The sequence below is a fragment of the Brevibacterium sp. GP-SGM9 genome, from assembly GCF_047300845.1.
Classification (GTDB): Bacteria; Actinomycetota; Actinomycetes; order Actinomycetales; family Brevibacteriaceae; genus Brevibacterium.
Genome location: NZ_CP178563.1, coordinates 619,583 through 638,322, shown reverse-complemented (window position 1 = coordinate 638,322; position 18,740 = coordinate 619,583). Strand labels below are relative to the sequence as shown.

The following is an 18,740-nucleotide window of genomic DNA, read 5'->3' as shown; positions in this document are numbered from 1 at the left end:
AGTGAACTCCTGTCGTGTCAGGGAATGGTGGTTTCTGATGTCCTCGTCCTACTCTAACGGAGACAGTATGAATGTTGGATCCGAATGGCAGCACGTGGACACCTGTTCGCACGGCGGTGATCGGACCCCGTGATTCGCGCCACAGCCGACTGGACTACGCTGGGATGCAAAGACGCGAATCCGGTGCTGTCGCCTCGGCGGATCCGGAGAATCTGAGGAGGAAACATGGCTGATGCAGTGATCGTCGCGGGAGCCCGCACACCGTTCGGACGGCTGCAGGGCGCGTTGTCGAAGCTGAGCGCGGTGGACTTGGGTGGCCGGGCCATCGCCGGCGCACTCGAGCGTGCCGGGATCACAGGCGAGGACGTCGACTACGTCATCATGGGGCAGGTGCTCCAGGCCGGTTTGGGACAGGGCCCGGCCCGCCAGGCGGCCGTCGCAGCCGGCATCCCGATGAACGTTCCCGGCGTGACCGTGAACAAGCTGTGCCTCTCCGGCATCAACGCGATCACTCAGGCGGCGCAGCTCGTGCGCTCCGGAGAATACGACGTCGTCGTCGCCGGCGGCCAGGAGTCGATGAGCCTTGCCCCGCACCTGCTGGAGAAGTCGCGGTCGGGCTACAAGTACGGCGATGTCGTGCTCAAGGACCATACGGACTACGACGGTCTGTGGGACGCCTTCACCGATCAGGCCATGGGCGGCCTGACCGAAGACGCGAATGCCGGTGACGGCGAATTCTCCCGTGCGGACCAGGACGAATTCTCCGCTCGCTCCCACCAGCGGGCGGCGCAGGCCTGGGAGGCCGGAGCGTTCGAGTCCGAGGTGGTGCCTGTGACGATCAGCGGACGCAAGGGCGATGTCACGGTCTCGACCGATGAAGGTGTGAGGGCCGAGACCACGGTCGACTCCCTGTCGAAGCTGCGCCCCTCGTTCCGGAAGGACGGGACCATCACCGCCGGCAACGCCTCCCAGATCTCGGACGGTGCCTGCGCCGTCGTCGTCATGTCCCGTGCGAAGGCCGAGGCCCTCGGTGCCCCGATCCTCGCCGAGATCCGCTCCCACGCCTGGACCGCGGGCCCGGACTCGACCCTGCAGCACCAGCCGTCCCAGGCGATCAAGGCCGCGGCGGAACGCGAGGGCGTCGCCGCAGACTCCTTCGACCTGTACGAGATCAACGAAGCCTTCGCCGCTGTCGGCCTGGCCAGTTCCCGAGACCTCGGGGTCGATCCGGAGAAGGTCAACGTCAACGGGGGAGCGGTGGCCCTGGGCCACCCGATCGGTGCCTCGGGTGCCCGCATCGTCCTCACGCTCGCCCTCGAACTCCAGCGCCGAGGCGGCGGCACAGGTGTCGCGGCACTGTGCGGCGGCGGCGGCCAGGGGGACTCACTGATCATCTCCGTGCCCGCGCAGAGCTGAGTACGGCACGCCGGCTCGGAGCAGTCTCACCGAGCCGGGGCCGGCTCGCCGACCCGTAGAAGTCTCACCGACCCGCAACAAGCGCCTTAACAAGCAGAGGAGATCACAATGCTCGTCGCATTCTCAGTTGCCCCCAGTGGTGGGGAAGGTTCCGATGCCTCCGTCCACGACGCGGTCGCCGCCGCGGTGGAGGTCGTGCGCGACTCGGGGCTCGACCATCGCACCGATTCGATGTTCACCACGATCGAAGGTGAATGGGACGAAGTGTTCGCCGTGGTCAAGGAGGCCACCGAGGCGGTCGGCAGGTTCGGATCCCGCGTGTCCCTGGTGCTCAAGGCCGATATCCGCCCCGGCTACAGCGGTGAGATCTCGGGCAAGCTCGACCGCCTCGAAAAGGCCATCGACGCTCGACGCGAGGACTAGGGCGAGCGGTCGAGGAATTTTCGGCCGATTGTCAGTGATTCACGTCTCATTCGGAGTTACCCTGTGTTTACGACAGAAGGAGATGCACAATGAACGGTTCCCCGTACTTCAGCACTGCCACCGCCCTGACCATGGTTGCTCTGCTCGGCTTCATGCTCGCCGGATTCTTCCCGATCGTGGTCGACTTCGCATTCGCGATCGAAGCGGTCGCGGTCATCCTCGCGCTGACCGGGTTCGTCATCGTCGCCATCGTGACGGTGCGCAAGTCCTTAGAGCGGGTCACCCGCATCTACTGAACCTCCGCACGGGACGCAGCGGCTCTTGGCGGGCCTCGGACTCAACGACCGAAACCCGCCGGGAGCCGCTTTCTGTTCTGTGCCGAGCATCGGATAAGATATTCGAGCCTCCGTAGCTCAGTTGGATAGAGCAACCGCCTTCTAAGCGGTAGGTCGCGGGTTCGAGCCCCGCCGGGGGTACAGGTGAGGCCCATCAGGGCCAATTCCGTTCTGCTACGGCGTGGCAATTGGTGCACAGCTGGGAAAACGTAGAGAGTGGACGCGTGATGACAGACAGCAAGAGTGCCATGACACCACCGGTGGGAGGAGCGCTGAGCGATATCGCCCAGCGAGTCTCCGAAACCCGATTCCCGCTGCAGACCGAGGACTCCGAGCACGGCCGCGCCCTGCATTCGGCGCTGTCCTCCGAATTGGGTGACTATTTGCTGCCGCGCATCAACCGCACGCGCACCCCGTTCCTCATCGCCGTGGGCGGATCCACCGGCGCGGGCAAATCGACCTTGGTCAACTCCCTCGTCGGTCGGACAGTGAGCCCGGCGGGCGTCCGCCGGCCCACGACGGCCAATCCGGTCGTCGTCCACAACCCCGCAGATGCGAAGTACTTCGAGTCCGAACACTTCCTGCCCGACCTTCCGCGCGGTGCCTCCGCCGAGGGCTCCGGGGCTCCGGCGGTGGTGCTCGTCGCCGATGACAGCATCGAACCCGGCACCGCAGTCCTCGACTGCCCCGACATCGACTCGCTCGTCGAATCCAACCGGCATCTGGCCAGGCGGATCCTGATGAGCGCTGACCTATGGATCTTCGTCACCACCGCCAACCGCTACGCCGATGCGGCTCCCTGGTGGGTGCTCAAGGACGCGGCCGCCCGGGAGACCTCGGTGGCCATCGTCCTCGATCGCGTTCCCCCCGAGGCCAACCGCGAGGTCCGGCACCATCTCTCGAGCCTGCTGTCGGAGTCCGGACTGGCGAAGTCGCCGATCTTCTCGGTCGCCGAACTCGACCTCGCCGACGGACTGCTCCCGCACTCGGCGATCTATCCGATCCGGTCCTGGATCAGCCAGGTCGGTTCCGAGGGAAGCTCCCTGAGCCGAATCCGGCAGCGCACCCTGACCGGGTCGATCGCAGCCCTGCCCGCTCAGGTGAAGACCTTGGCCGACTACGCGGAATCCCAGGAGACGGCACACGCGGGACTGGAAACCGCACTCGATGAGCGGCTCCGTGCCGCCCACTCGGGACTGGCCGACGTGTTCTCCGACGGTCGCGTCCTCCACGGCGAGGTCAACGCCAGGTGGCAGGACTTCGTCGGCACCGGACAGCTCTTCCGCGGACTCGAGCCGACCATGGCGCGCATGCGGGACCGCATATCCGCAGCAGTGACCGGCAAGCACGATGCCGCGTCACCGCTGCATGTGGCGATCCTGCGCAGCGCAGCCATCTCCCTGCGCGAACAGGCGATCGGCGTCGTCGATGACGTCAACGCGGCCTGGCAGCGTGATGTCAGCGGAACGGCGCTCATCGACGCCCACCCCGAACTCCGGCGACCGGCCGAGGACCTCGAAGACTCCGTCAAGTCGGCGGTGAGCACGTGGTCCGATGAGGTGAATGCGCTCGTGCGTGACATCGGTCAAGGCAGGAAGTCCAAGGCGAGGATCCTCTCGTTCGGGGTCGGCGGCGTCTGCGCCGTCATCGAATACGCGGCCTTCTGGGATCCCAAGCATGCCCGCGGTGCCGACGCCGGTGTCCGCAACGACGCCAACGTGGCCCTCAGCCTCGCCGGCACGATCTTCGGAGAGCAGGAAGCTGTCAGCCTCATCGCTTCGGTGCGGGATCGGTTCCTGACTTCGGCCTCGGGGATCGTCGGCTCCTGCCGGGTTCCCTTCGACAACGCTCTGAGACTATCCGCGGTGCCGGCGCGGCAGGCGGGCGCGCTGCGCTCCTCCGGTGAACGACTCGAGGTGGCATTGTGAACAGTTCTGCACAGACCGAAATCAGACGATTCGCCGAGGCGATCCGGCATTCGCTGTCCCTGGGCCCCGACAAGCTCAGCTCCGAGGTCCGCGAGGATGCCCTGCATCTGCTCGAACGCGCCGAGGATCGGCTGGGCCTGGGCGAGGATTTCACCGTCGTCGCCTTCGCCGGCTCGACCGGCTCGGGCAAATCTTCGCTGTTCAACGCCGTGGCCGGACTCGAGATCGCCCGCGTCGGCGTCCGTCGTCCCACGACCTCCCGACCGACCGCATGCGTCTGGGGCTCGGGCGGAACCGACCTGCTCAACTGGCTGCACGTTCCCGAGCGCAGTCGCACCTGGCGCGAGTCCGCGCTCGACGGTGACGATCAGCGCAGACTCCACGGTCTGATCCTGCTGGATCTGCCCGACCACGATTCGACGGCCGTGGCACACCGGGTCGAATCGGATCGCCTCGTCGGGCTCGTCGATGTGGTCTTCTGGGTCGTCGACCCGCAGAAGTATGCGGACTTCTCTCTCCACTCGGAGTACCTGGCCAAACTGGCGGAGAACAGTTCGAATATGGTCGTCGTGCTCAACCAGATCGACAAGCTCAGTGCTGAGGAGCAGAAGGCCGCGGCCGATCATCTGCGCCAGCTGCTGGTCGAGGACGGACTCACCGACACCAAGGTGCACGTGTCCTCGGCGGTGACGCGAGACGGCATTCCCGAGATCCGCAGCATCCTTGCCGACACGGTCGATTCGAAGCAGGCGGCGGCCGAGAGGCTGCTCTCCGATATGGAGTCGATGGCCAGGCGGATCCAGGGCGAGCTCGGTTCTCCCGTCGCCTCCCCGGACGAGCTGCCCGAAGCCTCCCTGCTCGTCGAGACCATGTCCGACGCGGCAGGCGTCGAGGCTGTGACCCAGACGGTGCGAGACGACTACCTGCGCCGGGCCTACCGCAAGACCGGCTATCCCGTCTTGGCCTGGCTGCAGCGCAATGCCCCCGATCCGCTGGGAGCCAAGCACGGGCAGGGCCGAGACGAACTCGTGCGCGCCTCGGTGCCGGCGACGAGCAAGGCGCAGAGTTCACAGGTCCGCCTGATGGCCCACGACCTGGTCACAGAATCCGTGTCGACGCTGCCCCGACCCTGGCAGTCGGCCGCGGCCGAAGCCGAGAAGACGAGCACGGCCGAACTGGCCGAAACGCTCGACTCTGCGGTCACGGCTGTGGATATCCAACGACGCAGCCCCGGTTGGTGGTCGCTGGCGAATCTCGCGCAGATCGTGTTCTTCCTCGCCACCATCCTCGGAGCCCTCGGCATCATCGTCTCCGCGATCGTCGCGATCGTCGGCTCGGGGACACTGCCCGGTTGGTGCTGGGTGCTGAGCATCGGCCTCTTCGTCCTCGGCGTCATCGGATCCGTCGTGACCTCGGTGATGGCGAAGTCCGCGCGGTTGAAGGGGGCGAATGAGGCCGCCGGCGAGGTGGACCGCAGTCTGCGAGACGCCGTGGGGCAGGTGGCGCAGAGTTCCTATCTGCAGCCGGTCAAGACCGTCATCGGAGAGCACCGAAAGGCCTACGAGTTGCTCGCCTAGCACTTGCCTGCACAGGAGCGACGACTCGTGGGCTGATGCCCTGTGGATGGATGACCTCCGTCCACAGGGCATTTCTCATGTCTGGACAGCGAATCCGCGGCGGGGCCCAATGGAGGTCAGCGTGCCGGACAATCCGGTCGCGATGTCGACGCACTCAAGGGAGCCGCCATGACCACCATTCCCATCACCCTCACCGGGACCATCGCGATGGATCCGGAGAGCAGGACTCTGCCGACCGGACGCGCCTGCGCCTCATTCCGCATGGCCGTCAATCATTGGCGGGTCGACAAAGACACGGGGGAGTTCGTCAGCGACGACACCTCGTGGTTCGGAGTCGACTGCTACGGGCCTCTGGCGAGCAATGTCGCGATGTCGCTCAAACGCGGCATGGCCGTCGTCGTGCAAGGCGCACTGAAGAACCGCGAGTGGGAGACCGCCGAGAAGAAGGGGGTCTCGCCGACCGTCGTCGCCGACCACATCGGCCCCGACCTGCGCTACGGCACGGCCAACTATCAGCGGGCGAAGGGCTCCGCCCGTGATGCGGCCGCCGAGGACTCCGGCGGGCGTGCGCACGAGACGTCCGGCCCCGACGGCTGGGGAATCATCGAGGGTACCGCTCCCCAGCCCCCGACGATGTCCGATGGCGGTTTCCGGGCGGAGGAGCCTGAAGATACCGATGGTGAGCCTGTGGAGGCCCTCGGTGACGATGCATCGGGCGGTGACGGGGGAGTCCGGGCGGACTCGATGCGCAGCGGAGATGACTCCTCCGCGGGCGATGTCATCGCGCGTGAGACCGCGGCGGCCGCCGCGCCGTTCTGAGCGCAGCGGATGATGATCGGTTACAGTGAGACTGTCAATCATCCCCTCCCGCCGAGGTAGTCGATGCGTCTCGTTCCTGCGCTGGGTTTCTGCGCCCTGACCCTGGCTCTGTCCGGCTGTTCGCTTCTGGGCTTCGGCGGCGATGACACCGAGCCTGCACCGGCCAAGACCCAGGCCAAGCCTGTGGCCGAGGTCGACAAGGTGATCAAGGCCCTGGATCCGCTGACAGGGGACAAGGATTCGGTCCCCTCGACGAAGAAGTTCTTCACCACCATGCTCGACGCCGGGTACGAGGCCGATCAGCTCGAAGCCACGATCGACGAATCGCCGCTGGGCAATGATGTGCCCTCGAAGATGTTCGGCGTGAAGACCGAGAAGGGCTGTGTCGTCGGAGAGATCCGCAGCGGCAAGGCCACCGCCGAGCTGATGCCCCCGACGGAGTCGACCGGCTCGTGCCTGTTCGGCGAGGTGGAGCGTCCCGAAGGCGCGAAGGCGCCCAAGGGGGAGAAGCGCGACGAGGACGGCGATTCGAACGGCGCCGGCCACCTGCCCGGTGAGGACATCAACGGCAAGGACGGCGGCACCGAGAGTCCCGCCGCGTCCGAGGGCTCCGCCTCCGGTGAGGAGTCCTCCTCGACGGGAGGAAGCTCGGAAGGCGAAGGATCGTCATCTTCGAGTTCGTCCGCCGAAGGATCATCGGAGGGCTCCTCGGAAGGCGGATCGTCCGAGTCGGATTCCTCCGGAGAGGCACCGTCCCTCGGGGGCGGGTGACCGTCAAGCCCCGTCCGCGGCGGGTTCCGGATCCGGCCGCGCCGGACCGTGCCGGCAGCCGGGTTCCCGGCCGCGCCGGACCGATGTAAGGACCGGTCGAGGACCGGGTCAGAGGCGGTACATTCGGAGAGTGTCAATTCGCGCTGGAGTGCGCGGTAGCGATAGCCTGAAGACACTATGGCCGAATTCATTTATACGATGCACAAGGCGCGCAAGGCGCACGGTGACAAAGTCATTCTCGACGACGTGTCGATGTCCTTCTACCCCGGGGCCAAGATCGGCATGGTCGGCCCCAACGGCGCCGGCAAGTCAACCATTCTCAAGATCATGGCCGGCCTCGAGCAGCCCTCGAACGGCGAGGCCCGACTCAGCCCCGGATACTCCGTGGGCATCCTCCTGCAGGAACCCCCGCTCAATGAGGACAAGACCGTGCTCGGCAACGTCGAGGAAGGCGTCGGAGAGATCAAGGCGAAGCTCGACCGCTTCAACGCGATCTCCGAAGAGATGTCCGACCCCGACGCCGATTTCGACGCACTCATGGAGGAGATGGGCAAGCTCCAGGAAGCGATCGATGCCGCGGACGCCTGGGACCTCGACTCCCAGCTCGAACAGGCGATGGACGCTCTGCGCTGCCCGCCGCCGGATGCCGAAGTCTCGGTCCTCTCCGGTGGTGAGCGCCGCCGCGTGGCACTGTGCAAGCTGCTCCTCGAGAAGCCTGACCTGCTGCTCCTCGACGAGCCGACCAACCACCTCGACGCGGAGTCCGTGCTCTGGCTCGAGCAGCACCTGAAGTCCTACCCCGGCGCCGTCATCGCCATCACCCACGATCGGTACTTCCTCGACCATGTCGCCGAATGGATCGCCGAGATCGACCGCGGACACCTCTACCCCTATGAGGGCAACTACTCGACCTACCTCGAGAAGAAGCGCGAACGACTCCAGGTCCAGGGCAAAAAGGACGCCAAGCTCGCCAAACGTCTCAAAGACGAACTCGAATGGGTGCGGTCGAACCCGAAGGCCAAGCAGACGAAGTCGAAGGCCCGCCTGGCCCGCTACGAGGAGATGGCCGCCGAGGCCGAGAAGACGAGGAAGCTCGACTTCGAGGAGATTCAGATTCCGGCCGGACCGCGCCTGGGCGACATCGTCATCGAAGCCGACAACCTCGAGAAGGGCTTCGACGGGCGACTGCTCATCGACGGCCTGAGCTTCTCGCTTCCGCGCAACGGCATCGTCGGCGTCATCGGACCCAACGGCGTCGGCAAGTCCACCCTGTTCAAGACCATCGTCGGACTCGAAGAGCTCGACGGCGGTGACCTCAAGATCGGCGACACGGTCAAGATCTCCTACGTCGACCAGTCCCGCGGGGGAATCGACCCCGACAAGTCTCTGTGGGAGGTCGTCTCCGACGGCCTCGACTTCATCCAGGTCGGTGCCGTCGAGATGCCCTCGCGCGCCTACGTCTCGGCCTTCGGATTCAAGGGACCCGATCAGCAGAAGAAGGCGGGAGTGCTCTCCGGCGGTGAGCGCAACCGGCTCAACCTCGCCCTGACGCTCAAGCAGGGCGGAAACCTGCTGCTGCTCGATGAGCCGACCAACGACCTCGACGTCGAAACCCTCGGTTCGCTCGAGAACGCGCTGCTCGAGTTCCCGGGCTGCGCTGTCGTCGTCTCGCACGATCGCTGGTTCCTCGACCGCGTGGCCACGCACATCCTGGCCTGGGAGGGCACAGCGGAGAACGAAGCCGACTGGTACTGGTTCGAAGGCAACTTCGAAGCCTATGAGAAGAACAAGGTCGAACGTCTCGGTGAGGACGCCGCCCGTCCGCACCGCGTGACCCACCGTCGCCTCACCCGCGACTGAGTCCCGAGCGTCGCTGCGACCCAGTCGCAGTGCTCGTCTCTGAGGCCACACACTGGTGCCCCGGTCATTCGTGACCGGGGCACCAGTGCATTGCGCGGGCGAATTTAGGAGAAGAGCTGCCCCAGCAGCAGAATGCCCTTGAACAGCAGCCGGACGAGGTAGGTGCCGGCGACACCGACGACGATCGCGATCAGCGCGATGGGTCCGATCTCCATCTCCGTGTTCTCCCGCATCCACACGAGCGCGAGGATGGTGATGACGACGAAGAGCGCGACATTGACCAGACGACTGAGGATCGTCCCGAGGACCTCCATCATGGAAGTGTTCTCACTCATCGGGTCTCCTTGACTCGCACCATGCCCTCTTGGGCGACGGTGGCGAGCAGTGAGCCGTCCTGAGAGAAGATGCGTCCGTAGCCCAGCCCGCGACCGCCCTGCGCGGCAGGCGACTCCTGGACGTAGAGCATCCATTCGTCGACCCTGACGCGGCGATGCCACCACATGGCGTGATCGAGGCTGGCCACGCGCAGCCCGGGAGTCTTCCACGTCAGACCCTGACGTCGCAGCACGGGTTCGAGGAGATTGAAGTCACTGGCGTAGGCGAGTGCTGCGGCATTGAGCACGGGATCGTCGCCGAAGGCCGAACCGGTGCGGAACCAGGCGTGCTGTTCGCTGCGTTCGGTGTCCTTGACGCCGGCACGATGCAGCGAAGCTTCGACGGGGCGGACCTCGAAGGGGCGTTTGGCCAGCCACTCGGTCGCCTGCGGCGAATCGTCGCCGGCGAGGATGTCCTGCAGCTCCGGGCAGTCGAGGGGATCCGGCAGCCCGGTGGGCATCGCCTCGGAGTGCTCGAGGCCCTCCTGCTCATCCTGGAAGGAGGCGATCAGGGAGAGGATCGGGGCGTTCTTCTGATAGGCGTGGACCCGTCGGGCCGAGAAGGACCTGCCGTCACGCAGACGTTCGACACCGAATTCGATCGGCTCGGAAACGTCACCGGCGCGCAGGAAATAGCCGTGCAGAGAATGGATCAGCCGCCCCTCCGGCATCGTCGCCGCGGCCGCGACGACACACTGCGCGAGGACCTGACCACCGTAGACTCGTCCGTCGGGCTTGTACTGACTGCCGCCGACGAAGAAGTCGCTCTCCCGCGAGGCAGAGGTGAAATTGAGAGGTTCGAGGTCGAGGAGCTTGCGCAGCTCGGCCACATTCGCCTCGGCTGCGGTGTATTCGGCATCGGTCATTCGGTTCTCCCAAGCTCCTGCACGGACATTGCGCCGGCACGGTCGTTCTCGCGTCGTCCACGATCCTATCGCGAGCGACACCAACGGGCCGAAGATGGCATGATGGGGACCATGCACCTAGGCACCACCGATCCCCATCTGGGCGAATATACGCGGGTACTGTTGGAACTGAGATGGGGTGACATGGATGCCTATGGGCACGTCAACAACGTCACCCAGCTGCGCCTCCTCGAAGAGGCCCGTGTCAGGGCGCTCGGATCTCCGACCCACAGCTCCGATGCTCCGACGACCCCCGGTGAGTTCGGCGTCGCCGAGTCCGTGACCGGCATCGAGATTCCGCAGGTCTTCGCCGCCGCGTCTGCGACCACCGAACTGCTGGTGGCCTCGCACCAGATCGAGTACCGGAAGCCGATTCCCTATCGTTCCGGTCCCATCGCCGTCGACCTCGTCATCAGCGAGGTCAAGCCCGCCTCGATCACGGTCGGCTACGTCATCTGCGAGCCCGACGGCTCGGTCGCCTACTCCCTGGCAGAGACGGTGGTCGTCTTCATCGACGTCAGCAGCTCCAGGCCGCGCCGCCTGAGCGAGGGGGAGACGCTCGCCCTCGAATCGGTCCTGCGTCCGGGTGTCCCGCTGCGGAGCAAGCGGCGATGACGGCGCTGGAGGTCGCCGACCCGCTGGCGATGAAGGACCTGGCCGCATTCACCTCGATGGCCCACCGGCTCGACGCCGACGGAGCGATGCGCCTGCACGTGTCCTCGACCGTTCTCGTCGTCACCGTGGCACCGCTGTACCCGCACGGCATCGGAGATTCGACCCCGCTGGTGCTGGCGATGCGGATGCTGCGTCTGCGCGGACCGGAGATGGACGGATTCGACGAGGTGGTGCCGCTGTCGAACCTCATGGATCGGTTCGCCCGGGAGGAGAACGGCACCACCCTGCCGGTTCCACCGAATCCGGTGCTCGTGTCGTGGAGCGGGATCGCTCCGCCGAAGAGCCGCTGGCTGTCCGTGGACTCGATTCCGGTGCATCAGCTCCGCTCCGCCGCCGAGGCTGGGGTCGAGGAGATCAGCGCGGGCAGTCCCGAAGGGGCGGGGTCGCAGGCGGTCAGGTCCCTGCGCGCACGAGTGTGGTCGCGGCCGATGGAGGCCGCCGGCGGCACGAAGCTTCCGGCCAGCATGGCCTTCGCCGCCGAGGGGCTGAGATTTCTGCCGGGGGACTCCACCGACCTCGAGGTGATGGAGTCGACCGGATGGCTGCGGCTGGTCAGCCCCGGCGGCCACCTGCTCACCCGCACCCGCGTCTGACACGGCGTCATTCGTCTCACGTGCGGGTGGGGGTAGGGCGCCGACGTCCCAGTCGGCCCGCCTCAGCGGACGTTGGGGTTCGTGTTGACCATTGCCGTGGCGGCTCTCTGGAAATAGTCCCAGAAGACCTCGTCGTAGAGCGGAGGCAGCCCGACATCGTCGAGAGCGGCGCGCATGCAGCGCAGCCACCGGTCGCGTGCGTCGAAGTCGACAGGGAACGGGAAGTGCCGCATCCGCAGGCGGGGGTGGCCGCGCTCGGCCTGATATGTGCCGGGGCCGCCGAAGTACTGTTCGAGGAACATCTGCAGCCGGTGCTTCGCACCCTCGAGGCTGTGTCCCTCGGGGTACATGGCGATGAGCACCTCGTCCCGGTCCACGTGCTCATAGAAGACATCGACGAGCCGCGTGAAGGTCGGATGTCCGCCGACGGCTTCGAAGATGGTCTCATTCGACGTCTGCTTCACTTCTCAGTCGTCCTTGTCCGCGGAGTCGAGTCCGGATTCGTCTGCACTGGTCCGGATCTCGTCATCGCTGGGCAGTGGTGAGGGGGAGTCCTCGGCACGGTGCTTCTGCGCGGGAATCCGCGTGGCTGCGGTGGTGCGTGCCGCGGCCGTGGGCGCAGCGTCGGTGCTCCGCGGCTCATCGGCGGATCGGCGCTGACCTGTCGTGGTCTGCCCGGGCGCGGACTCGGCCTGCGGCATGGTCTTGAGCACGGTCTCCTGGAGCACCGGGAAGTGGATGCCGCGCCGATCGAATTCGTCCATCAGCTCGGCACGGAAGGCACGTTCGACCTTCCACTGCAGATTCGGGCGGGTCTTGATCATGGTCCGAATCACCCGGTATTCGGCAGACAGGGACTGGATGCCGGCGATCTCCGGAGGTTCGAGCATCGCAGGGGCGACGTCCGGATCCCGGGTGAGCGCGGCCGTGACCTTCGCGGTGATGTCCCGATAGTCATCCATCGAGGTGGTGTAGTCGACGGGAATCTCGAGCACTGCGCGGGCCCAGCCCTGGGACAGGTTTCCGACCCGGAGGATCTCGCCGTTGCGCACATGCCACAGTGTGCCGGTGAGGTCACGCACCTGAGTCTTGCGCAGACCGACGTCCTCGACCTCACCGACGGCTTCGCCCAGATCGACGGTGTCACCGATGCCGTACTGATCCTCGATGACCATGAAGAAGCCCGACAGATAGTCGCGCACGAGTTCCTGGGCACCGAAGGCGACGGCCACACCGACGATGCCGGCCGAAGCGAGAATCGGTGCGATGTTGAAGTTGAGGTTGTCGAGGATCATCAGCGCGGCGATGGCGCTGATGACGATCGTCGTCACCGAGGACAGCATCCGACCCACGGTCTTCGCGCGTTGGGCACGACGCTCGCGGATGACCTCGGGCTCCGTGCCCGCCCGCTGGGCCTGGACGGCAGTGCCGGAGAACTTGTTCGCCGCCTGGCTCGTGCTGCCGACGGTGCCCTTGGCCACGGCCGCCGAGAAGCGGCGGATGAAGAGCCGGACGATCATATTCAGCGCCACGGCGGCGACGATGATGACCAGGATCTTCAGGGGAGCATCGAGGAGGAAGTCCCAGTCGATCTCGGGTGCTGATATGAGGTCAGAGTTCAGTGCTTCCAAAGTCATGATGTCTGAAGACTAACGTCCCAATTTCAATGATCGCTTGGAAGTGCTGGACACTCGCTGAACTTCGAGCGCTCGCTGCGCATCGGCGAGATTCTCCCGCATCAGGCGCAGCAGGCCCTTCGGCGCCGCCGGATGCTCGGCCAACCAATCCTGCGCCGAGGCGACCGTGGCCGAACTCACCGGCGGGAACAGCCGCAGAGTCATCGTCTGCGCCATCTCCAGGGTCCGGGTCTCCCACCAGCCGGAGACGCGCTGGAAGTACTCCTGGGCGAAGGGGCGCAGCGGTGCCTGAGCCTCGATGGGTCCACCGGTCTCGGTCTCCAAGCCCGTGGCGAAGCCCGTGGCCAGGGCCGCGAGTTCGGAGTTGGGAAGTTCGGCATCGTCCATCATTCGGGTGAAGGCGAGCGATTTGGCCGCCGAGGTGGGGCGTGCGGACCGTGCGGTTGCCGCCTGGCGGAGGCCGGTGGCGCTGGGGTCGCGCTCGGCCATTGCGGCAATGGCAGAGTCGTCGACGGCGTCGTGTCCGGCCAGGGCGATGAGGATCTCCCATCGGAGGTCGGTGTCGACGGTGATGCCGTGGACCGTCGTCGTGGACTCCTCCGACCAGGATCGCAGCGTGGCCAACTGCTCGGCATCGGTGGCGTGCTTGATGAACCCGCGGACGAGCTGGAAGGCCTGGTCCGTGCCCTCAGGCACGGTCGTGAGCAGTTCGGCGAACCGTGCGGCCACGTCGGTGTGGGTGCGGGTGCGGGCCTCGGGCGGCAGATAGGAGCCGACGGCCGTCTCGAGCTGGCGCAGCTGGGTGAGCAGCCCGGAGGAGTGGGTGATCCCGCCGATATGGGCGAGCACCGTGTCGATGTAGTCCTGCACCGGACGTTCACCGTCGCGGACGGCATCCCAGAGGGTGCTGAGGACGAGCAGCTGGGTGAGCGAATCGTCGAAGTCGCTCAGCCGTCTGGCTGCCGTGTCCATGCTCTCAGGATCGAAGCGGACCTTCGCGTAGCTGAGGTCGGCATCGTTGACGATGACGACATCGGGTTTCGGCAGTCCGCGGGCGTCGGCGACGACCGTGGCATCGGAATCGATGTCGAGCGGGAAGGTGTGCTTGCGCACGAGCCGACCGGACCCGTCATCGGAATAGAACCCGATGGCCAGTCGGTGCGGACGCAGGGAGGGCGCGGGCTGACCGTCGAGGACCCAGGGCTTCTGCGTGACGCGCAGCTCGGCGACCACCTTGGCGGTTGTGCCGGTGCTCTCGTTCGGCTCCTCAGTTGTGAGTTCGGCCTCGATGAGGTTCACCCCGGACTCCTCGAGCCACAGCTTCGACCAGCTGGCCAGGTCCCGACCGCTCGTGGCTTCGAGTTCGTCGAGCAGATCGCTCAGTTCGGTGTTCGACCACGCGTGTTTGTCGAAGTACTGCTTGAGTCCGGCGAAGAACTCCACGCGGCCGACCCAGGCGACGAGCTGTTTGAGAACAGAGGCGCCCTTGGCGTAGGTGATTCCGTCGAAATTGACCTCGACATCGGCGAGGTCCTCGATGGAGGCGACGATCGGATGGGTGCTCGGCAGCTGATCCTGCCGGTAGGCCCAGGACTTCTCGACCGTGGCGAACGTCGTCCATGCCTCGGTGTACTTCGTCGCCTCGGCGGTGGCGAGGGTGGACATGAACTCGGCGAAGGACTCGTTGAGCCACAGGTCGTTCCACCACCGCATGGTCACGAGGTCGCCGAACCACATGTGAGCGAGCTCGTGGAGGACCGTGACGGTCCGGCGTTCGACCAGAGCCTCGGTGGGGCGGGAGCGGAAGACGTAGTTCTCGAGGATCGTCACCGCCCCGGCGTTCTCCATCGCCCCGGCGTTGAACTCGGGGACGAAGAGCTGATCGTACTTCTCGAACGGGTAGGCCACACCGAACTCGCGTTCGTAGAACTCGAAGCCGGCGCGGGTGATGGCGAACAGGTTCTCGGCGTCGAGGTGCTCGAACAGGGAGGCCCGGCAGTAGAGGCCCAGCGGCACCGGCGAACCGTCGGACGAGGTCAGCTCCGAGTGCACGCCCTGATAAGGACCGGCGATGATCGCGGTGATGTAGGACGAGATCGGCGTGGTCGGGGCGAACTGCCAGACGGCCGTGCCCGGGATCGGAGGCTCGCCGAGGTCGACGAAGACCTCCTCGGGGTCGCTCGGATTCGGAGTCGGGGAGTTCGACACCACGGTCCACGAGGCCGGAGCGACGACGGTGAAGGAGAACGGGGCCTTGAGATCGGGCTGTTCGAAGACCGGGAAGACCCTGCGGGCGTCGGGGACCTCGAACTGGGAGTAGAGGTAGATCTCATCATCGATGGGGTCGACGAAGCGGTGAAGTCCCTCACCGGTATTCATGTACGAGAAGTGCGCATCGATGATGAGCTCATTCTCTGCGGCGAGGCCGGGCAGGGTGATGCGGGAGGGGGCGACCACCTCGGCGGGTTCGATGTCGAGTCCGTTGAGTCGGATGCGCTCGACGCTCGCGGTGATGGCATCGATGAACGTCGTCGACTCGGGCACAGCGGTGAAGCGGATTCGCGAGCGGACCCGGAAACTCTCACCCTCTCCCGTGAGGATCAGCGTGTTCTCGTAGCTCTGCACATCGACCAGGGACGACCGTCGGCGTGCTTCGTCGCGGGTGAGGTTGTATTGGGGCACTGTGGGGTGACCTCCGCTTCGGAACCGGGTGTACTCGGCCATTGTTTCATGAACGTGCAGGGAACTTGTCGGGTCCTTCGTCTCATCGTCGAACGGGCACGTTTCCCGCACGGACATGCCTTGGTAGATTGGCCTCGGACAGCGCGGGCGGTTCGCCATCACCCGCACCCCGTCAACAGAGGAGTCAGATTGAGCAAGGAAACACTTGACCTGTGGTTCGACACGGCCTGCCCCTGGGCCTGGATGACCTCCCGGTGGGGGCTCGAGGTCGCCAAGGTGCGCGACATTGATGTGAAGTTCCACCCCATGAGCCTCAATTTCCTCAACCGTGACCGGGACATCCCCGAGGACTACCGTGCGCTGATGAACCGGGCGTTGGCCCCGATGCGTGTGGTCACGGCCGCCATCGCCGAGCACGGCGAGGAAGTCGCCGAACCGCTGTACACGGCGATCGGCACCCGCATCCACCCGGGTGGGGAGCAGGACTTCGAGAAGGCCGTCTCCGAGGCCCTCGCCGAGGTGGGGCTGCCCGCCGAGCTGCAGAAGTACGGCGAGACCGAGGACTACGATGCGGCTCTGCAGGCCTCCCACGACGAAGGTCTGGCACTCGTCGGCGACGATGTCGGAACCCCGATCTGCCGGGTTGCCGGGACCGCCTTCTTCGGTCCGGTCGTCACCCCGGCACCGAAGGGCGAGGACGCAGGACGCCTGTTCGATGGTGTCCTCGCGGTCGCCTCGACGCCGGGCTTCTTCGAGCTCAAGCGCACGCGCGACCAGGGACCGGTCTTCGACTGACCGCTCCGGCCCACCGGCCGCATCGCGGCCGACCCACCGCTCCACGACAGATCCGTCTCACGGATCGCTGAAAGGCACCCACACATGAAGGTTCATCTCGGAACCGACCACGCCGGCTTCGCATTCAAAGAGGTCCTCAAGGCTCACCTCGGGGAAGCCGGGCACGAGGTCGTCGACCACGGCGCCCTCGAATACGACGCCCTCGACGACTACCCGGCGTTCTGCATCGCGGCCGCTCAGGGCGTTATCGATGACCAGGCGGCAGGCGTCGAGGCGCTCGGCGTCGTCATCGGCGGATCCGGCAACGGCGAGCAGATGGCGGCGAACAAGGTCAGGGGCATCAGGACGGCCCTGGCCTGGAACCCGGACATCGCCAAGCTCGCACGCGAGCACAACAACGCCCAGGTGGTGGCCGTCGGTGCTCGGCAGCACTCCGAGTCCGAGGCCGTCGACATCGTCGATGCCTTCCTGGCCGAGCCCTTCTCCGGAGACGATCGCCATCAGCGGCGCATCGCCATCATGGCCGACTACGAGGTCAAGGGCCAGGACGCGCTGTGACCTCGCGTGACCACCGCGGCAGGGAGACTGCGCACGGGGGAGTGCGCTCGTGAGGATACGGGGCGCCGTGCTGCGGGAGATGGAACGGCCGCGTCCCTTCGCGGACTCGCAGCCGATGGCCGTCGAGGAGCTCGAACTCGATGCGCCGGGTCCCGGCGAGGTGCTCATCCGGATGAGTGCCGCCGGGGTCTGCCATTCCGATCTCTCCGTCGTCGACGGCAACCGCCCCCGCCCGCTGCCGATGCTGCTCGGGCACGAAGGAGCGGGCACCGTCGAGCAGCTCGGCGAGGGCGTCGACGATCTCGAGATCGGTCAGCAGGTGGTCACGGTGTTCCTGCCTCGGTGCGGGGAGTGCGCGAACTGCCGCACCGACGGCAAGCTGCCGTGCACTCCGGGCAGTGCCACAAATGGTGCCGGGACTCTGCCCTTCGACGGTCACCGGGTGCGGCTCCACGATGACACCGGCGCCGAGGTGCTCCACCACCTCGGCGCGTCCGTGTTCGCCACCCATGCCGTGGTCAACCGGGCGTCTGTGGTGCCGGTGGCCGATGACGTTCCGGCACCGATCGCCGCCGTGCTCGGCTGCGCCGTGCTCACCGGCGGGGGAGCGGTGCTCAACGCCGGTGCTCCGGGACCAGAGGACGAGGTGATGATCGTCGGTCTCGGTGGTGTCGGCACCGCCGCACTGATCACTGCCCTCTCGATCGAGACCGCCGGTGTGATCGGCGTCGATGCGAATCCCGAGAAGCTCGTTCGGGCCAAGGAACTCGGCGCCGTCGAGGTCTATACCCCCGAGCAGCTCGGTGACCGGAAAGCGCCGATCGTGATCGAATGCGTCGGTCACGCGCGCGCCTTCGAGACTGCGTTCTCGGCGACTGCGGTCGGCGGGACGACTGTCACGGTCGGACTTCCGGCTCCGGACGCGATCTCGCAGATCACCCCGGTGACGCTGACCGCTGAGGCGCGGACCGTGGTCGGCTCCTACTTGGGCTCGGCAGTGCCGAGCCGGGACATTCCCGTCTACGCGGATCTGTGGCGTGAGGGAAAGCTGCCCGTCGAAGAGCTGATCTCTGACACCATCGGACTCGAGGACCTCAATTCCGCCTTCGACGCGCTCTCCGAAGGGCGCGTGGTGCGTCAGATCATCGACTTCTCCCGCTGAGTCCCGCGCGGCGGCGGCCGGGCCGACCGGAGGACTGTTCCGGGAGGTTCCCTGAGAGCTGTTTCGGAAGGTTGGCTGAGTGAGCCGCGGGGGATTTCGACGGACTTCGCTGATTTTGCCGATGTCGGTGGACTTCGCCGGTGTCGGTCAACAGTTCCGTTGAAAACAACGTCTCCCTCGACAATGTTTTCAACGGAACTGTTGACCGAGCGGACGTGACGGTCCGGAAC

Annotated in this window: 18 protein-coding genes and 1 tRNA gene; 14 read left to right on the top strand and 5 right to left on the bottom strand. The window is 66.2% G+C overall.

Going from position 1 to position 18,740, the window contains the following annotated elements; all coding sequences use genetic code 11:
* Window positions 1-225: 225 nt before the first annotated feature.
* The 9 genes from ACH82I_RS02865 to ettA all read left to right on the top strand — a co-directional run bounded on the left by ACH82I_RS02865 (window position 226) and on the right by ettA (window position 9,129).
* A complete protein-coding gene (locus ACH82I_RS02865; protein ID WP_413335365.1) occupies window positions 226-1,416 on the top strand; it encodes an acetyl-CoA C-acetyltransferase in 1,191 nt (396 codons plus the stop codon).
* A gap of 108 nt (window positions 1,417-1,524) precedes the next feature.
* Window positions 1,525-1,839: an MTH1187 family thiamine-binding protein gene (locus ACH82I_RS02860; protein WP_413335363.1), complete on the top strand. Its 315-nt coding sequence runs from the start codon at window positions 1,525-1,527 to the stop codon at window positions 1,837-1,839.
* 89 nt (window positions 1,840-1,928) lie between these two features.
* On the top strand, window positions 1,929-2,135 hold the full coding sequence (locus ACH82I_RS02855) for a hypothetical protein (protein WP_413335361.1): 207 nt from the start codon (window positions 1,929-1,931) through the stop codon (window positions 2,133-2,135).
* Window positions 2,136-2,241: 106 nt separating this feature from the next.
* Window positions 2,242-2,315: transfer RNA gene (locus ACH82I_RS02850), tRNA-Arg, on the top strand.
* 86 nt (window positions 2,316-2,401) lie between these two features.
* The gene (locus ACH82I_RS02845) at window positions 2,402-4,102 is read left to right on the top strand and encodes a dynamin family protein (protein WP_413335360.1); all 1,701 of its coding nucleotides are present in this window, start codon (window positions 2,402-2,404) and stop codon (window positions 4,100-4,102) included.
* Window positions 4,099-5,679, top strand: a complete 1,581-nt coding sequence (locus ACH82I_RS02840; protein ID WP_413335358.1) for a GTPase — start codon at window positions 4,099-4,101, stop codon at window positions 5,677-5,679. Before ACH82I_RS02845 ends, ACH82I_RS02840 begins: the two co-directional genes overlap by 4 nt.
* Window positions 5,680-5,847: 168 nt before the next feature.
* A complete protein-coding gene (locus tag ACH82I_RS02835; RefSeq protein ID WP_413335356.1) occupies window positions 5,848-6,498 on the top strand; it encodes a single-stranded DNA-binding protein in 651 nt (216 codons plus the stop codon).
* Window positions 6,499-6,561: 63 nt separating this feature from the next.
* Complete coding sequence (locus ACH82I_RS02830; RefSeq protein WP_413335354.1) at window positions 6,562-7,269, top strand: DUF6993 domain-containing protein; 708 nt, start codon at window positions 6,562-6,564, stop codon at window positions 7,267-7,269.
* Window positions 7,270-7,446: 177 nt separating this feature from the next.
* Window positions 7,447-9,129 carry an energy-dependent translational throttle protein EttA gene (gene ettA / locus ACH82I_RS02825; protein WP_230743839.1) on the top strand — a complete coding sequence of 561 codons (1,683 nt, stop codon included), beginning with the start codon at window positions 7,447-7,449 and terminating at the stop codon, window positions 9,127-9,129.
* 104 nt (window positions 9,130-9,233) lie between these two features.
* On the opposite strand, the gene ACH82I_RS02820 is transcribed toward ettA, so the two are convergent.
* Together ACH82I_RS02820 and ACH82I_RS02815 are read right to left on the bottom strand one after the other, a co-directional pair.
* Window positions 9,234-9,464: a hypothetical protein gene (locus ACH82I_RS02820; RefSeq protein ID WP_230743840.1), complete on the bottom strand. Its 231-nt coding sequence runs from the start codon at window positions 9,462-9,464 to the stop codon at window positions 9,234-9,236.
* Entirely contained in the window at window positions 9,461-10,369 is a 909-nt protein-coding gene (locus tag ACH82I_RS02815) for an acyl-CoA thioesterase (RefSeq protein WP_413335351.1), read from the bottom strand. Before ACH82I_RS02815 ends, ACH82I_RS02820 begins: the two co-directional genes overlap by 4 nt.
* A 183-nt stretch (window positions 10,370-10,552) precedes the next feature.
* Between ACH82I_RS02815 and ACH82I_RS02810 the strand changes: the two genes are divergently transcribed.
* Window positions 10,553-11,023, top strand: a complete 471-nt coding sequence (locus tag ACH82I_RS02810) for an acyl-CoA thioesterase (RefSeq protein WP_413335350.1) — start codon at window positions 10,553-10,555, stop codon at window positions 11,021-11,023.
* Entirely contained in the window at window positions 11,020-11,676 is a 657-nt protein-coding gene (locus ACH82I_RS02805; protein ID WP_413335348.1) for a hypothetical protein, read from the top strand. The genes ACH82I_RS02810 and ACH82I_RS02805 overlap by 4 nt, the downstream gene beginning before the upstream one ends.
* A 62-nt stretch (window positions 11,677-11,738) precedes the next feature.
* On the opposite strand, the gene ACH82I_RS02800 is transcribed toward ACH82I_RS02805, so the two are convergent.
* From ACH82I_RS02800 to pepN, 3 genes are read right to left on the bottom strand one after another with little or no spacing between them, the layout of a single operon-like run.
* Complete coding sequence (locus ACH82I_RS02800; protein ID WP_230743844.1) at window positions 11,739-12,140, bottom strand: globin; 402 nt, start codon at window positions 12,138-12,140, stop codon at window positions 11,739-11,741.
* A 3-nt stretch (window positions 12,141-12,143) separates the two neighbouring features.
* On the bottom strand, window positions 12,144-13,313 hold the full coding sequence (locus ACH82I_RS02795; RefSeq protein ID WP_230743845.1) for a mechanosensitive ion channel family protein: 1,170 nt from the start codon (window positions 13,311-13,313) through the stop codon (window positions 12,144-12,146).
* 12 nt (window positions 13,314-13,325) lie between these two features.
* Window positions 13,326-15,995: an aminopeptidase N gene (gene pepN / locus ACH82I_RS02790; protein WP_230743846.1), complete on the bottom strand. Its 2,670-nt coding sequence runs from the start codon at window positions 15,993-15,995 to the stop codon at window positions 13,326-13,328.
* A gap of 189 nt (window positions 15,996-16,184) precedes the next feature.
* Here pepN and ACH82I_RS02785 point away from each other — a divergent pair, with 189 nt between their 5' ends.
* From ACH82I_RS02785 to ACH82I_RS02775, 3 genes are all read left to right on the top strand, one after another.
* On the top strand, window positions 16,185-16,790 hold the full coding sequence (locus tag ACH82I_RS02785; protein WP_413335346.1) for a DsbA family protein: 606 nt from the start codon (window positions 16,185-16,187) through the stop codon (window positions 16,788-16,790).
* Between the two features lie 84 nt (window positions 16,791-16,874).
* A complete protein-coding gene (locus tag ACH82I_RS02780; RefSeq protein WP_413335344.1) occupies window positions 16,875-17,348 on the top strand; it encodes a ribose-5-phosphate isomerase in 474 nt (157 codons plus the stop codon).
* Window positions 17,349-17,397: 49 nt separating this feature from the next.
* A complete protein-coding gene (locus tag ACH82I_RS02775) occupies window positions 17,398-18,510 on the top strand; it encodes an alcohol dehydrogenase catalytic domain-containing protein (protein WP_413335342.1) in 1,113 nt (370 codons plus the stop codon).
* Window positions 18,511-18,740: the final 230 nt, after the last annotated feature.

Bases quoted from the DNA above. Each gene is read 5' to 3' on its own strand.
- ACH82I_RS02860 (WP_413335363.1), top strand. From the start codon at position 1,525: ATGCTCGTCGCATTCTCAGTTGCCCCCAGTGGTGGGGAAGGTTCCGAT.
- ACH82I_RS02795 (WP_230743845.1), bottom strand. From the start codon at position 13,313: ATGACTTTGGAAGCACTGAACTCTGACCTCATATCAGCACCCGAGATC.
- ACH82I_RS02855 (WP_413335361.1), top strand. From the start codon at position 1,929: ATGAACGGTTCCCCGTACTTCAGCACTGCCACCGCCCTGACCATGGTT.
- ACH82I_RS02865 (WP_413335365.1), top strand. From the start codon at position 226: ATGGCTGATGCAGTGATCGTCGCGGGAGCCCGCACACCGTTCGGACGG.
- ACH82I_RS02815 (WP_413335351.1), bottom strand. From the start codon at position 10,369: ATGACCGATGCCGAATACACCGCAGCCGAGGCGAATGTGGCCGAGCTG.
- ettA (WP_230743839.1), top strand. From the start codon at position 7,447: ATGGCCGAATTCATTTATACGATGCACAAGGCGCGCAAGGCGCACGGT.
- ACH82I_RS02805 (WP_413335348.1), top strand. From the start codon at position 11,020: ATGACGGCGCTGGAGGTCGCCGACCCGCTGGCGATGAAGGACCTGGCC.
- ACH82I_RS02820 (WP_230743840.1), bottom strand. From the start codon at position 9,464: ATGAGTGAGAACACTTCCATGATGGAGGTCCTCGGGACGATCCTCAGT.
- ACH82I_RS02835 (WP_413335356.1), top strand. From the start codon at position 5,848: ATGACCACCATTCCCATCACCCTCACCGGGACCATCGCGATGGATCCG.
- ACH82I_RS02845 (WP_413335360.1), top strand. From the start codon at position 2,402: ATGACAGACAGCAAGAGTGCCATGACACCACCGGTGGGAGGAGCGCTG.
- ACH82I_RS02830 (WP_413335354.1), top strand. From the start codon at position 6,562: ATGCGTCTCGTTCCTGCGCTGGGTTTCTGCGCCCTGACCCTGGCTCTG.
- ACH82I_RS02780 (WP_413335344.1), top strand. From the start codon at position 16,875: ATGAAGGTTCATCTCGGAACCGACCACGCCGGCTTCGCATTCAAAGAG.
- ACH82I_RS02810 (WP_413335350.1), top strand. From the start codon at position 10,553: ATGGATGCCTATGGGCACGTCAACAACGTCACCCAGCTGCGCCTCCTC.